General features: G+C 65.6%; 14 protein-coding genes. 9 read left to right on the top strand and 5 right to left on the bottom strand.

From position 1 onward, the window contains the following. Positions 1–23: 23 nt before the first annotated feature. From F8237_RS13680 to F8237_RS13665, 4 genes are all read left to right on the top strand, one after another. Positions 24–977, top strand: coding sequence for a DMT family transporter (locus F8237_RS13680; RefSeq protein WP_151645423.1), 954 nt, complete (start codon positions 24–26; stop codon positions 975–977). Between the two features lie 12 nt (positions 978–989). Beyond that, positions 990–2273: a flavodoxin-dependent (E)-4-hydroxy-3-methylbut-2-enyl-diphosphate synthase gene (gene ispG / locus F8237_RS13675; protein ID WP_151645421.1), complete on the top strand. Its 1284-nt coding sequence runs from the start codon at positions 990–992 to the stop codon at positions 2271–2273. Positions 2274–2534: 261 nt separating this feature from the next. Further along, the gene (locus F8237_RS13670) at positions 2535–3431 is read left to right on the top strand and encodes a TauD/TfdA dioxygenase family protein (protein ID WP_151645419.1); all 897 of its coding nucleotides are present in this window, start codon (positions 2535–2537) and stop codon (positions 3429–3431) included. Then, the gene (locus tag F8237_RS13665) at positions 3428–4243 is read left to right on the top strand and encodes an N-acetylmuramoyl-L-alanine amidase (RefSeq protein ID WP_162006043.1); all 816 of its coding nucleotides are present in this window, start codon (positions 3428–3430) and stop codon (positions 4241–4243) included. Before F8237_RS13670 ends, F8237_RS13665 begins: the two co-directional genes overlap by 4 nt. Before the next feature lie 9 nt (positions 4244–4252). Here the strand turns inward: F8237_RS13665 and F8237_RS13660 are convergent, their stop codons facing one another. The 3 genes from F8237_RS13660 to F8237_RS13650 all read right to left on the bottom strand — a co-directional run bounded on the left by F8237_RS13660 (position 4253) and on the right by F8237_RS13650 (position 7265). Continuing rightward, entirely contained in the window at positions 4253–5857 is a 1605-nt protein-coding gene (locus F8237_RS13660) for a Na+/H+ antiporter (RefSeq protein WP_162006042.1), read from the bottom strand. 48 nt (positions 5858–5905) lie between these two features. Then, positions 5906–6811: a class A beta-lactamase gene (gene bla, locus F8237_RS13655; RefSeq protein WP_151645415.1), complete on the bottom strand. Its 906-nt coding sequence runs from the start codon at positions 6809–6811 to the stop codon at positions 5906–5908. A gap of 79 nt (positions 6812–6890) precedes the next feature. Next, positions 6891–7265: a nuclear transport factor 2 family protein gene (locus F8237_RS13650; protein WP_143842779.1), complete on the bottom strand. Its 375-nt coding sequence runs from the start codon at positions 7263–7265 to the stop codon at positions 6891–6893. Positions 7266–7359: 94 nt separating this feature from the next. On the opposite strand from F8237_RS13650, the gene F8237_RS13645 reads away from it, so the two are divergent. Then, on the top strand, positions 7360–7788 hold the full coding sequence (locus F8237_RS13645) for a GFA family protein (RefSeq protein WP_162006041.1): 429 nt from the start codon (positions 7360–7362) through the stop codon (positions 7786–7788). 185 nt (positions 7789–7973) lie between these two features. Then, complete coding sequence (locus F8237_RS13640) at positions 7974–9803, top strand: caspase family protein (protein WP_151645411.1); 1830 nt, start codon at positions 7974–7976, stop codon at positions 9801–9803. 46 nt (positions 9804–9849) lie between these two features. Here F8237_RS13640 and F8237_RS13635 read toward each other — a convergent pair whose 3' ends face one another. Continuing rightward, positions 9850–10536 carry a DUF1345 domain-containing protein gene (locus tag F8237_RS13635; protein ID WP_151645409.1) on the bottom strand — a complete coding sequence of 229 codons (687 nt, stop codon included), beginning with the start codon at positions 10534–10536 and terminating at the stop codon, positions 9850–9852. Between the two features lie 213 nt (positions 10537–10749). Further along, on the bottom strand, positions 10750–11673 hold the full coding sequence (locus F8237_RS13630; RefSeq protein ID WP_145638445.1) for a polyprenyl synthetase family protein: 924 nt from the start codon (positions 11671–11673) through the stop codon (positions 10750–10752). 160 nt (positions 11674–11833) lie between these two features. Between F8237_RS13630 and mtgA the strand changes: the two genes are divergently transcribed. The 3 genes from mtgA to F8237_RS13615 all read left to right on the top strand — a co-directional run bounded on the left by mtgA (position 11834) and on the right by F8237_RS13615 (position 13647). Next, positions 11834–12508, top strand: coding sequence for a monofunctional biosynthetic peptidoglycan transglycosylase (gene mtgA / locus F8237_RS13625; protein ID WP_151645407.1), 675 nt, complete (start codon positions 11834–11836; stop codon positions 12506–12508). Between the two features lie 162 nt (positions 12509–12670). Beyond that, entirely contained in the window at positions 12671–12853 is a 183-nt protein-coding gene (gene rpmF / locus F8237_RS13620; RefSeq protein ID WP_007598106.1) for a 50S ribosomal protein L32, read from the top strand. A 143-nt stretch (positions 12854–12996) separates the two neighbouring features. Continuing rightward, positions 12997–13647, top strand: a complete 651-nt coding sequence (locus F8237_RS13615; protein ID WP_162006040.1) for a hypothetical protein — start codon at positions 12997–12999, stop codon at positions 13645–13647. Positions 13648–13652 lie beyond the last annotated feature (5 nt).

The raw sequence follows: 13652 nt of genomic DNA, 5'->3' as shown, positions 1-13652 counted from the left end.
GTGAAGCCGGATTTCGGGTAGAAATGTCCTCACCTCAAGCCATGCCGTCCGCCGGTCGCCCCCTCAGTGCCGGCGCCATTGCCCTGATGCTCATGCTGTGCCTGACCTGGGCCTTCAACCAGATCGCGGTGAAGCTGGTGCTGCCGGATATCCCGCCGATGCTGCAGGCGATGTTCCGATCGATGGGCGCGCTGCCCGTGTTGTTCATCATCGGCAGCCTGCGCGGCGTCAAATTCTTCGAGCGCGACGGCACGTGGAAGCCGGGCCTCATCGCGGGACTGATGTTCGGCATCGAGTTCGTGCTGATCTTTCAAGGCCTGCGCCTGACCTCCGCCTCGCGCGCGGTGGTGTTTCTCTACACCGCGCCGTTCTTCGTCGCGCTCGGCTCCTACCAGGTGCTCGGCGAGCGCCTTGGCAGCACGCAATGGCTGGGACTGGCGATCAGCTTTGCCGGCGTCGCGCTGGCGATCGGCGTGCCGCAGGCCAATGTCGATTCACACGTCCTGCTCGGCGACCTCATGATCGTCGCCGGCGCCGGGCTGTGGGCGGCGACCACGCTGGTAGCCAAGGGCACGAGCCTTCGCTTCGCCGCGCCGGAGAAGGCGCTGGGCTACCAGGTTGCGACCTCGATCCCGATCCTGGGCGCCGCGGCGTATCTGTTCGGCGAGACCATCACCCACACCCCCTCGCCGCTGTCGATCGGCCTGATGGCGTTCCAGGCGATCTGGGTGGTTGGAACCACGTTCACGCTTTGGTTCGCGCTGGTGAAGGCCTATTCCGCCAGCAAATTGTCGGCTTTTACCTTCATCACCCCTTTGTTTGGCGTGGTGGGTAGCTATTTCATCATGCACGATCACCTGAGCCTGGCCTTCGGGGCGGCAGCCGTCCTTGTAATTGCTGGGCTTTTTCTGGTTAACCGTCCGAGCCAAACGGCCGCGGCGCCTCGCGATGCATTGCTGAACGTCACCAAAACCTGATATTTGGACCCCATGAACAAGCTCGAAAACCCCATCGATTCCGATATCGCGGGCCCGGCGCCCCGGCACCAGACCACCCAGGTCAAGGTCGGCGACGTCGCCGTCGGCGGCGGTGCGCCGATCGTCGTGCAGTCGATGACCAACACCGACACCGCCGATATCGACGGCACCATCGCCCAGGTCGCAGCGCTCGCGCGCGCCGGCTCCGAAATGGTCCGCATCACCGTGGACCGCGAGGAGGCCGCCGCCGCCGTCCCGCACATCCGTGACGGCCTGCTCAAGCGCGGCATCACCACGCCGCTGATCGGCGACTTCCACTATATCGGCCACAAGCTGCTTGCGGCCTATCCGGCCTGCGCCGAGGCGCTGGCCAAGTACCGCATCAATCCCGGCAATGTCGGCTTCAAGGACAAGCGCGACACCCAGTTCGGCGACATCATCGAGATCGCCAACAAGAACAACAAGCCGGTGCGCATCGGCGCCAATTGGGGCTCGCTCGACCAGGAGCTGCTGACCAAGCTGATGGACGAGAACGCCGCATCCGCCAATCCGCGCGACGTCCGCGCGGTGACGCGCGAGGCCATGGTGCAGTCCGCGCTGCTCTCGGCGGCGCGCGCCGAAGAGCTCGGCATGCCGAAGAATCGCATCATCCTCTCAGCCAAGGTCTCGGCGGTACAGGATCTCATCGCGGTGTATCAGGATCTCGCGTCCCGCTCGGACTACGCCATCCATCTCGGCCTCACCGAGGCCGGTATGGGCACCAAGGGCATCGTGGCCTCCTCGGCCGCGCTTGGCATCCTGTTGCAGCAGGGTATCGGCGACACCATCCGCATCTCGCTGACGCCGGAGCCCGGCGGCGACCGCACCCGCGAGGTCCAGGTCGGCCAGGAACTGCTGCAGACGATGGGCTTCCGCACCTTCGTGCCGCTGGTTGCGGCCTGCCCGGGCTGCGGCCGCACCACCTCGACCACGTTCCAGGAACTGGCCAGCTCGATCCAGGCATTCATTCGCGACGAGATGCCGGGCTGGAAGACGAAATATCCCGGCGTCGAAGAGCTCAACGTCGCGGTGATGGGCTGCATCGTCAACGGCCCCGGCGAATCCAAGCACGCCAATATCGGCATCTCCTTGCCCGGCACCGGCGAAGCCCCGGCCGCGCCCGTCTTCGTCGACGGCAAGAAGTTCCGTACGCTGCGCGGGCCCACGATCTCCGCCGACTTCAAGGCGCTGGTGATCGACTACATCGACCAGCGCTACGGCCAGGGCGCCAAGGCGCCGGTGACCGCGGCGGAGTGAGCTAGCTCGGCTGTAGCCCGCGCCCTGCTCGTCGCCCCGCCTAGTGCGCAACTGCGCACGGGGGCGGGGGCCCATAACCACAGGCCTTTGTGGTTTTGGTGAGCTGTCACTCCGAATCTTCGCTAAATTCAATCCTGTGGTTATGGGTCCCGGGCTCGCGCTTTGCGCGCCCCGGGACGACGGCTGCGTTCGCGATGCAGATTGCACATCCATCACCGCGCGCTACGATGTCTCCAATCAACAATGATCGGGAGACATGCCATGAGCTCACTCGCCGGCAAGCAGGGCCCGCGCTATCGCCACACGGCCGAAGACGGTGCGCCTTACGAGACCATCGCCGTTGAAAAGCTCACCCCCATCATCGGCGCGGAAATCACCGGTGTCGATATCGGCAGGCTCGTCTCCGACGATTCGCGCTCGAACCGGCAGATGGACGAGATCCACCGCGCGCTCGCCGAAAACCTCGTCATCTTCTTTCGCGACCAGCAGATCACGCCGCAGCAGCATCTGGCCTTCGGCCGCAAGTTCGGCGAGCTGCATTTTCATCCTGCCGCGCCGCATGAGGACGAAGACCCGGCGCTGATGAAGATCTACGCCGACAAGAACTCGCCACGTGCCAATGGCGAGGGCTGGCATTCGGATGTGTCCTGCGATCTCGAGCCGCCGATGGGTTCGATCCTCTACATCAAGCAGTGCCCGCCGCGCGGCGGCGACACGCTGTTCGCCAACATGTATGCGGCCTATGAAGCGCTGTCGGATCGCATGAAGGCCTATCTCGACGGGCTCACCGCGCTGCATGACGGCGAGCCGATCTATCGCGGTTTGTATGCGAACTACGGCGTCGCCGACCGTCCCTCCTATCCGAACGCCGAGCATCCCGTGGTGCGCACGCATCCGGTCACGGGCAGGAAGGCGCTCTACGTCAACCGCGGCTTCACCCGTCACATCAACGGCATCCCCCGCGACGAGAGCGACGCAATGCTCGCCTACCTTTACCAGCACGCCGAGAACCCGCTGTTCCAGTGCCGCTTCCGCTGGACCGAGAACGCCATCGCCTTCTGGGACAACCGCTGCACCCAGCACCGCGCGATGTGGGACTACTGGCCGCACACACGCTCGGGCACGCGCGTGACGGTGAAGGGGGAGCGGCCGGTGTGAGAAAGCCGTGGCGCACCATTGCCGCTGTCGCTGTCTCGCTGGTCCCGCTCTTGTTTTGCTCCGTCGACGATAGCCACGGGGTCGAGTTGCGCAAGGCTGCAAAGGCGAGACCGAGGCCGCCGGAAGCGCAGGCCAGATGCGAGCCGCCCAAATTCCGGATCGTCGTCGATGTCGGGCACACTCCGGAATCCTACGGCGCGCTCAGCGCGCGCAACGATCCGGAATTCGGCTTCAACTTCCGTCTTGCAAGGCTCGTCGCGGCGAAGCTCAAGTCCGAGGGTTTTGCTGCGACCCGCCTGCTCGTCACGGACGGCAAGGCCAAGGCGAGCCTCGTCAAGCGCGTCAGTGCTGCCAATGACGGCCGGCCCGATCTGTTCCTGTCGATCCATCACGACTCGGTGCCGGACACGCTGCTCGAGACTTGGGAATTCGACGGGGCAAAGAGCTATTTCAGCGACCGCTTTTCGGGACACTCGCTGTTCGTATCCGAGCGCAATCCGCACTTCACCACCAGCCTGAAGCTGGCCCGGATCATCGGACGGCAGTTGAAGGAGCAGGGCCTGCGCTATGCCAGCCAATACACCTTGCCGCTGATGGGCCGCTACCGGCGCCAGTTGCTCGACAAGGATGTCGGCGTCTACCGCTATGATGGCCTCGTCGTGCTGTCGCAAACGCGCAGCGCCGCGGTGCTGCTCGAAGCCGGCTCCATCATCAACCGCGACGAGGAAATGGCGCTCAACTCATCGGAGCGGCACGAGCTGATCGCAGGAGCGGTGGCCGCGGCGGTGGGGGAGTTTTGCGGAAGGCGGTAGATCGCTCTGCTATAGCACGCTCCGATACTCCCGGTTCGCCAGGCTCGCCTCCTCCAGATCGAGATCCCGCTCGATCCGGCGCCGTGTCTCGTCGGTGATCTGGCCGTCGCGCAGCAGGTCATGGATGAATTTGCGTTCGGCGGCGATCAGCTCGCGAGTCAGTGCGGTGCCGGCGGCGGAGACGTCGTGATGGGCGGGATCGAGCGAATCGGGAAGCTGGCTGAAGCGAATCTCGTGGCGCGCGCGCAGGAGCCGCATCACTTCGTCGGAGATGTCCTTCTTCGCGGTCAGCGCGTGGAGCGACTTCAGCGCGGCGTCGAGGGCCTGGCGTCGCGCCGCGATCTCGGCTTCGTGCTCGGCGACATGTTCGTTGCGGCCGGCTTCGGCGATGCCGAGCCAGCGCACCACCGGCGGCAGTGTCAGGCCGACGCCGATCAGCGTGATGAAGATGACGCCGAAGGCGACGAACAGGATCAGGTCGCGATAGGGAAAGGCATCGCCATCAGGCAGAGTGAACGGCAGCGCCAGGGCTGCTGCGAGCGACACGGCGCCGCGCACGCCGGTGAACGCGAGCACGAACGGCCATTGCCATGGCGGTGACGGATCGCGCGCGCGCAGCGACTTGCTGAGTATCCGCGGCAGATAGGTCGCGGGATAGAGCCATGCGAAGCGCGCGAGGACGATGATGGTCATGACCAAGGCGGTCGCGATCATGATGTCGTCGAGCGGGAATGCCTTCGATCTCTCGTAGAGCGCGCGCATCTGGAAGCCGGTGAGCAGGAACAGCAGGCCCTCGATCAGATAGATCACGAGGTCCCAGAAGAAGACGCCTTGCAGGCGCGTCGCGGACGAGATCAGGAGCGGCCCGTTCCAGCTCACATAGAGGCCGCAGGCCACGGTCGCGATCACGCCGGAGCCGCCGACATGCTCGGGCAGCCAGTAGGAGACGTAGGGCGTGATCAGCGACAGCGTCAGCTCGATCTGCTGATCCCTCGCCCATTTGCGGAAGCGCAAGGAGAGCCAGCCGACGCCGATGCCAAAGGCGATCTCGCCGGCGACGATCAGCACGAACTGGCCGGCCGCGAGCGGCAGCGAAAAATGTCCGACCATGATGGCCGCGACCGCAAAACGGTAGAGGATCAGCGCGGTGGCGTCGTTGGCGAGCCCTTCGCCTTCGAGGATGACCAGGAGCCGGCGCGGCATGTTCAGCCGGCGCGCGATCGCGAGCGGCGCCACCACGTCGGGCGGTGCGACGATGGCCCCGAGCAGGAAGCCGATGGTCCAGGGCAGGCCGATCAGATAATGCGTGGCGGCCGCGACCATCGCCGCGGTGAAGATCACCGCGCCGACCGCGAGCAGCACGATCGGGCGAAGGTTGTTCCTGAACTCGCGCCAGCTCATCGCGACGCTCGCCGAGTAGATCAGCGGCGGCAGCACCAACAGCAGCACCAATGCCGGCGGCAGCTCCACCGGCGGCATGCCCGGCACGAAGGCGAGTCCGACGCCCACGAGCATCAGGAGGATGGCGGGCGCGACGTTGAAGCGGCGTGCGGCGAGCGCCGTGCCGGCCAGCACGGCGAGCAGGATGAGAAAGATCTGAAACTTCACTTCCATGATGGTCTGTCTTGACCCGGAAGCGCCCGCAAGGTCAATGCGGCCGGCTCACGCCAGCCGCTCGGCCACCATGCGTCCGATCCGTGCGAACACCGCCTCGATCTGCGCCGCGGTCGGCGTGCCGCCCTGGGTATAGGCCGCGATCAGGATCGGCGCAGCGGGCTTGATGTCGGCCTTCGTGCCGGTCTTCGTATCTGTCTTTGTATCGATCTTGGGCCAGGCGACCGCGATGTCAACCGATGCATCCTTGCCGTTGTTGCCGGTCTTGTCGCCGATGGTCCAACTCGCCGGCAGGCCGCCGCGCAGCCGGTTCGCGCCGGTCTTGCAGCCCACCATCCATTCGGTGAGCTGCGCGCGCGATGACGGCGACAATGCCTCGCCCGTCACCAGCCTCCGCAGATTGCCGGCCATCGCCGCCGGCGTCGTGGTGTCCCGGGGATCGCCGGGCTGTGAGCGGTTGAGCTCGGGCTCATTGTGGTCGAGCCGCGAGGTGGTGTCGCCGAGTGATCGCCAGAACGCCGTGAGCGCGGCCGGCCCGCCGATCCGCGCCAGCAGCAGATTGGCGCAACTATTGTCGCTGAGCTCGACGATCGCCTTGCACATCTCGGCGACCGACATCCTGCCGGTCGCGAGATTTTGCTTGGCGACCGGTGCGTAGTCGAGCAAATCGGCCTTGCCGTAGGGGATCATGGCGGCAAGCTGCTCCTCGCCGCGATCGACCCGCGCCAGCACGCAAGCCGCGAGCGAGGCCTTGAAGGTCGAGCACATGACGAAGCGCTCATCAGCGCGCCAGGCGAGCTTTGCGCCGGTCGCAAGGTTCTCGGCGTAGACCCCGATCCGGCCGCCGGTCTCGCGCTCGTAGGATTCGAGTTCGGGCGGCGCGTCCGCGGCGAACGCGGAAGAGGCGGCCATCGAGCACAGCGAAGCGAGCAGAGAACGGCGGTCGAGAGGCATGGGGAGCTTTCAGACATCGCAATGACGGAGGATATGGACAGAGCGTCCGAAACTGCGGGCAGAGCGAAGAGGCGCGCCCTCACTCCTTCAGGTCATACCGATACGACTTCGACACGATCTGCCAGCCGTCGGCGAGCTTCATCGCCACCAGATAGTCGGTGAAGAAACGCGGCGGCAGCTGGCAGCGGACCTTGATGAAGGCGGTCTTGTCGTCGGAGCGGTCGATGGTGACGATGAAATCTTCGCGCGGCTTGCCTTCGGCCTTACCGGAGGGGCGCTTGCGCACGCGGTCGAGCCAGTCGGGCACGGTCAGCACCTGCAGCTCGCCCTTTTCGACCCAGCGCAGATCGGCGGAGGGATGGAAGATGGCGCCGAGCTTTTCGGCGTCGCCCTCGTAAAGTCCGTCGAAATAGGATTGCACGACGGCTTCGACGCTCGAACGGTTCTGGCTCATGGGTCATCCTTTTGGCTGATGGTTTGGGGCGAACTTAGTCGTAGACATTGGAATGCGCTATGGGTGTGTCAGCCATTTGCGCGAAGGCCTCGCCATGACCGGATCAGAAAACTCGAACGCTCGCATCCTCACCGGCGAATGCTATTGCCGCGCCGTGCGCTACGAGGTGGCGGATGCGTTTTCCTACGCGATGAACTGCCACTGTTCGAACTGCCGCCGCACCACCGGCTCCGCTTTCAAGCCATTCGCCGGAATCGTGCAGGACCAGCTCCGTCTCGTCCGGGGTGAGGACCGGCGCCTCATCTACGGCGACGCCACCACCCATGACGCGCACTGTGCCCGCTGCGGCTCGCTGCTTTATTCCCGGGTGCGCGACGGCAAATGGGTCCATGTCGCCATGGGAACCCTGGTCGATGCCCCCTCGATCCGGCCGAGCGCCCATATTTTCGTGGGCTCGAAAGCGCCCTGGCATGAGATCACGGACGGTCTGCCGCAATATCGGGGGCACATCGGGCAGGTTTGACGGGAACCCGGCCCGCACGCGCATTTCCGGGCGAACCCCGACCGGACTGGCGCGACAAACAAAAGGGGTCTTTCGGCCGGTCGCCGGCGCGGGGTTCGTGACCTCCATCACAAGCGCCAGCGGCGGATCTTGCTAAAGCGGTCCCAAAGGGGCTTGAACTGCCCTGAACTCGTGGAAGTCGTGTCATGCGCAATTTTCTCAGATTCTGCCCGCTCCTCCTCGCTGCCGCGCTGCTGTTCGGCGCCGGGCCCGCGTTCGCCGGAAAGCGCGTCGCGCTGGTGATCGCCAATTCGGCCTATCAGCACGCGCCGTCGCTCACCAATCCCGTCAACGACGGTTCGGTGATGGCGAGGACCCTGAAGGAGGCCGGCTTCGACATCGTCGATTCCCGGCACGATCTGTCGGCGTTGGACACGCGGCGTGTGCTGCGCGAATTCGCCGACGCAACCCGCGGTGCCGACATCGCCGTGGTCTATTATGCCGGCCACGGCATCGAGGTCGAAGGCTCGAACTATCTGATCCCGGTTGATGCCAAGCTCGAGCGCGACACCGACGTTTACGACGAAGCGCTCTCCCTCGACCGCGTCCTGGTCGCGGTCGAGCCCGCCAAGCAGCTTCGCCTGGTGATCCTGGATGCCTGCCGCGACAATCCGTTCGGCAAGACCATGCGGCGCACGATCGCCTCGCGCGGCATCGGCCGCGGCCTCGCCCAGGTCGAGCCGACCAGCCCGAACACGCTGATTGCCTATTCGGCCAAGGCCGGCTTCACCGCGCAGGACGGCGACGGCGCCAACAGTCCCTTTACTGTCGCGCTGTCGAAGCATCTGACGACGCCGGGCCTCGATGTCCGCCGCGCCTTCGGCTTCGTGCGCGACGAGGTGCTCAAGTCGACCGGCAACAAGCAGGAGCCGTTCGTGTACGGCTCGCTCGGCGGCGAAGACGTGCCGCTGGTGCCGGTCAAGGTGTTGGCTGCAGCCCCGGCGGCGCCAGTGGCGAATCCGCAGGCCGATATCCGCCGCGACTACGAGCTCGCGCTCCAGGTCGGCAACAGGCCGGCGTGGGATGCGTTCCTCGCCCAGCATCCCGACGGCTTCTATTCGAGCCTCGCCAAGCTGCAGCTTGAAAAGATCGGTGCCGAGCAGGCCCATGCGGCTGCCACCGAGAAGGCGAAGCAGGCCGAAGCGGAGCGAAATCGTCTCGCCGCGCTTGGCGCGCAGAAGGATGCGCAGGCCAAGGCCGCGGCCGATGCGAAAGCCGCCGAGCAGGCGCAGCTGGCTGCGCAGAAGGTCAAGGAGCAGGCGCAGCAGCAGGCCGCCGCCGCCGAGCAGCAGCGCGTCAGTCTTGCCGCCGCGGCGCCGAGCGCTGCGCCGGCCGGCACGGCAAGCCCCGCCGGCACCAACGTCGCCTCGTTGACGCCTGCAACGGCACCGGTCGACCTCAACCGGTCGATGCAGACCGAGCTCGGCCGCGTCGGCTGCTTCTCTGGCCAGGCCGACGGCAACTGGAACACGTCCGCGCAGCGGTCGCTGTCGCAGTTCAACCGCTATGCCGGCACCAAGCTGGACGTGAAGGTGGCGAGCACCGATGCCCTCGACACGGTCAAGTCAAAGCCGTCGCGCGTCTGTCCGCTGGTGTGCGAGCACGGCTTCAAGGCCGACAGCGACAAGTGCACCAAGATCGTCTGTGGCGACGGCTATGTGCTCGACGACGACAATGACTGCGTGAAGCAGCGCGCCGCCAAGCCGTCGGCATCCAAGCCCGCGACCTCGCGGCGCGACGACAGCGAAGACCGTCCGGCACGGCAGCGTCGGCAGGTCGGCACTGCGGGCGGTTACGGCGGCATGGGCGGAATCGGCGCCGCGGCCGGTGCCGCAGCCGGCGCAGGCCGTGCTGCGGGTGGTGGGCAGGTGTTCTGCAATGGCGGCGGCTGCCGCCCGGTCAACCGCGGCTGCCATCTCGAATATCGCGGCGGCGGCGGCCCCGGCAACGACGCCAATGCCGAGGTGTGCAACTAGGATTTCGCACTATTCACGACGTCGTCCCGGACAACCGGGGGCGACGTCAGTTCGAGATCGCGCTCGCCGCGATGTTCACCGTCAGCGCCAGCAAGGCCGTGTTGTAGATGAACGACACGATGCCGTGCGCGGTGGCGGTGCGGCGGATGGTCTTGTCGGTGATGCCGACGTCGGAGACCTGCGCGGTCATGCCGATCACGAACGAGAAATAGACGAAGTCCCAATAGTCGGCGTGGTCTTCCTTGTCGCCGCTGGGGAATTGCAGTCCGCCCGGCGGGTGAAGGTAATATTCATGCGCATAGTGCAGCGCGAAGGTGGTGTGCACGGCGGCCCATGACAACGCGATGGTCGTGATCGCGATCGTCAGTTCCGCGGCGCCCCGGTGGGCGCCGAGCTCGGCGACGATCGCCGCGATGCTCGCAAACGCACCGATCGCCGCCATCAGAAGGATCACGAAGCGGCCGTCGTCCTGCATCGCGGCGCTGCGGCGGATGTGCTCGTGGTCGTTGCACAACATCATCACATAGACCAGCACCAGATAGACCGCGATCAGCGCGTCCCAGCCGAGCACGAGCCGCGTCGTCAGCCGCATCGAGCCGGGCAAGAGCAGGCAGGCGAGGATACCGATACCAAGCGAGATAAAGGTTCGTGGCCGCGCATAAATCAGCCGCATCGGCCGCGACATCTGGCGGAAGCGGACGAGGACGGGATCTTCTTTTTTGTCAGTGGCCATGATGACTACGGCTCTCTCGCTGGCTCTCGTTGCTGCCGCAGTGGTGATCTGCTCCCTCGCCCCGCTTGCGGGGAGAGGGTCGGGGTGAGGGGGAGCCTCCGCGAGGACGGTGAGAGTTGGACTCGTGGAAAATCCCCCTCACCCGATATTCAAGCTGCGCTTGAATATCGACCTCTCCCCGCAAGCGGGGCGAGGTGAAGATCGTCCGCTACGTCAGTTCTTCCGCTCGGCCACGAACCGTGCGGCGGCTTGCAACACGGCGGCGCGGTCGCCGAAGATCGACACCGCGCTGTCGGCACGCGCGAGCAGGTCGCGCACGCGCTGCTTGGCGCCTTCGATGCCAAGCTGGGTGACGAAGGTGGTCTTGCCGAGCGCGGCATCGGCACCGGCGGGCTTGCCGAGCGCGGCCGCGTCGCCCTCGACGTCGAGCAGGTCGTCGGCGATCTGGAAGGCTTCACCGAGGGCGCGGCCGTAATCGTCGAGCGCCTGATATTCCTTTTGCGAGGCCTGGCCGAGGATCGCGCCGGCGATACAGCCGTAACGCAGCAGCGCCCCGGTCTTCATCTGCTGAATGCGGGCGACATCGATCGGCTCGTTGCCGCCGAAGCGGCCTTCGCCGGCGAGATCGAGGATCTGGCCACCGACCATGCCGCCGATGCCGGCGCAGCGCGCAAGCGCGCGCGTCAGCAGCAGCCGCACATTGGCGTCGCGGTGGATCTCGTCGCGGGTGACGATGTCGAAGGCAAGCGTCAGGAGACCGTCGCCGGCGAGGATCGCGGTGGCGTCATCGGTCTTCTTGTGCAGGGTGGGGCGGCCGCGGCGCAGGTCCGAATTGTCCATCGCCGGCAGGTCGTCATGGATCAGCGAGTAGCAGTGGATGCATTCGAGCGCGGCGCCGACGAGCAGCGCGGCCTCGCGGGGAACACCGAACACGGCGGCGCTCTCGACCACCAGGAACGGCCGCAGACGCTTGCCGCCATTCAGGCTCGAATAGCGCATTGCGTCCATCAGTCGCTTGGGCCGGGCGATCTCATCGTGCAGGATGTCGTCCGACAACAGGCGCCCGAGCAGGGCCTCGGTATCATCAGCGGTCTTGTCCAGACGTTTGGCGAAATCGGACGGGGACGTGCCGGTCATCAAGAAGGGCTCCAGAACTAAAATTCGGCGGGACAATCCTTTATGAGCCGGCCTCAGTCAATCGTTTGGAAGGCCTAAAAAGTGCTGGAAAAGGCCCGAATTATCACAGACTTAATGCCGGGATCCGTGGCCGCGTTTATTTCGCGCCGGAAAGGTCGATTTGCGCATCGTTAAAATCCTCCTCCTGCTGGTCGCGCTCGTAGTCCTCGCGCCCTATGTGATCGCCCCGTTCTACCGCGCCGGCCATCCGGTTTCGACGCTGATGGCCTGGCGTTCGCTCCGGAGCGCGCCGATGCAGCGGGAGTGGATCGATCTGGCGGCAATGTCGCCCTCCCTGCCGCGCGCGGTGGTGGCGGCCGAGGACGCCCATTTCTGCAAGCATCATGGCATCGACTGGGGCGCGCTGCGGGAGGCGATCGACGACGCGCAGGAGGACGGCACCGCCTTCCGCGGCGCCTCCACCATCACCCAGCAGGTGGCCAAGAACCTGTTCCTGTGGCAGGGGCGGGATTTCGTCCGCAAGGCGCTGGAATTCCCGCTGGCGCTGTGGATCGACTTCGTCCTGCCCAAGGCGCGGATCCTGGAAATTTACCTCAACATCGCCGAGCTCGGGCCACAGGGCCAGTTTGGCGTCGAGGCGGCCAGCGCCTATGCCTTCGGCAAGTCGGCCGAGGACCTTTCACCCCGGGAGGCGGCTCTTCTGGCCTCGATTCTGCCGAATCCGGTCAAACGCAGCGCCAGGACCCCGGGGCCGGGGGTCCGACGGCTGGCGGGGACCTACGTGGCAAGGGCGCAGGCCAGCTCACTTTTGACCTGCTGGCGGGATAATCGCTGATTTTGAGCCCCTTTCGGCCGCAATTTCCGGCCCAGAACCCTAGCTTTACGACCAGCCTTCCTCTATAAGCCCGGCCTTGATCGGCATTTGCTCGCCCCGTTGGGGTGCTGAGCCGTCCCTCGGACGATGCCCTGACAACACCAATCCCTAGAGGATATTGAAATGGCCGTTCCGAGAAGAAAAACCTCGCCGTCGCGTCGTGGCATGCGCCGCTCGGCAGACGCCATCAAGAAGCCGACCTATGTGGAAGACAAGGACTCCGGCGAGCTCCGTCGTCCGCACCATCTCGACCTCAAGACCGGCATGTACAAGGGCCGTCAGGTCCTGAAGAAAAAAGAGTCCTGAAGCAGGACTTTTTTCTCGGGCAGGATGATTTCGCCTGCCTGATTTCGGCCAACCCTTGAGATATGCCAGTGACGGCGGCGGAGCCAATGCTCCGCCGCCGCATTGTCCTGTCTGGATATCTTGATCGAGAAGGCATTTCGCCGATGGTCGGTTTCCCGCTGCTCCTGATTCCGCTCGCGGTCTACAACATCATCGCCTTCCTGATGCCGAGCGTGTCCTTTACGGACGTGCTGTTCAAGGTGCCGATGATCACGGGCGAAGTCTGGCCGGTCACGCTCGCCGACGTGATGCTCGCGCTCGGTGTCGTGCTGCTGCTGCTGGAAGTGGTCAAAGGCGCGCGGCCCGGCTCCAAATTCCTGATGGATCATCTGCTGTCGCTGATCGTGTTCGGTGCCGCCGCGGCCGAATTCGTGATGTGGCCCAAATTCGGCAACTCCACCTATTTCCTGCTGGTGCTGCTTGCGATGGCCGATTTCCTCGGCGGCATCGCCCAGCGGACGCGCCGCCGCGTCACCTATGTCGCCGAGACGACGGTGCCGGCACCGCGCAAGTCCAGGCGCCAGACCCAGCTGCCGGCCGATGAAGCCGTCGCGGAGCCCAGCTTCGAGCCGGTCAACGTGCCGCAGCCGCCAGTGGTCGAGACGCCCGCGCCCTCGGCGCAGTCTGTTGCCGAATCCGTGCTGATGGATCACCCCGCGCCGAAGCCGGTGAGCGCTCCTTCGCCGGAAATTCCCTCGCCGCATCTGCAGCCGGGCAACGGCACGCAGCCGTCTTCCGACGCGCCGCCGCGCTGATCTGC

This window comes from Bradyrhizobium betae, from assembly GCF_008932115.1.
In the GTDB taxonomy this organism is placed as follows: Bacteria; Pseudomonadota; Alphaproteobacteria; order Rhizobiales; family Xanthobacteraceae; genus Bradyrhizobium; species Bradyrhizobium betae.
Note: the sequence above shows the minus strand (reverse complement) of the source record. Positions and strands in the feature narration are given on the sequence as shown.

Bases quoted from the DNA above. Each gene is read 5' to 3' on its own strand.
- F8237_RS13670 (WP_151645419.1), top strand. From the start codon at position 2,535: ATGAGCTCACTCGCCGGCAAGCAGGGCCCGCGCTATCGCCACACGGCC.
- bla (WP_151645415.1), bottom strand. From the start codon at position 6,811: ATGCCTCTCGACCGCCGTTCTCTGCTCGCTTCGCTGTGCTCGATGGCC.
- F8237_RS13630 (WP_145638445.1), bottom strand. From the start codon at position 11,673: ATGACCGGCACGTCCCCGTCCGATTTCGCCAAACGTCTGGACAAGACC.
- F8237_RS13660 (WP_162006042.1), bottom strand. From the start codon at position 5,857: ATGGAAGTGAAGTTTCAGATCTTTCTCATCCTGCTCGCCGTGCTGGCC.
- F8237_RS13645 (WP_162006041.1), top strand. From the start codon at position 7,360: ATGACCGGATCAGAAAACTCGAACGCTCGCATCCTCACCGGCGAATGC.
- F8237_RS13680 (WP_151645423.1), top strand. From the start codon at position 24: ATGTCCTCACCTCAAGCCATGCCGTCCGCCGGTCGCCCCCTCAGTGCC.
- F8237_RS13635 (WP_151645409.1), bottom strand. From the start codon at position 10,536: ATGGCCACTGACAAAAAAGAAGATCCCGTCCTCGTCCGCTTCCGCCAG.
- rpmF (WP_007598106.1), top strand. From the start codon at position 12,671: ATGGCCGTTCCGAGAAGAAAAACCTCGCCGTCGCGTCGTGGCATGCGC.
- F8237_RS13650 (WP_143842779.1), bottom strand. From the start codon at position 7,265: ATGAGCCAGAACCGTTCGAGCGTCGAAGCCGTCGTGCAATCCTATTTC.
- F8237_RS13615 (WP_162006040.1), top strand. From the start codon at position 12,997: ATGGTCGGTTTCCCGCTGCTCCTGATTCCGCTCGCGGTCTACAACATC.
- F8237_RS13640 (WP_151645411.1), top strand. From the start codon at position 7,974: ATGCGCAATTTTCTCAGATTCTGCCCGCTCCTCCTCGCTGCCGCGCTG.
- ispG (WP_151645421.1), top strand. From the start codon at position 990: ATGAACAAGCTCGAAAACCCCATCGATTCCGATATCGCGGGCCCGGCG.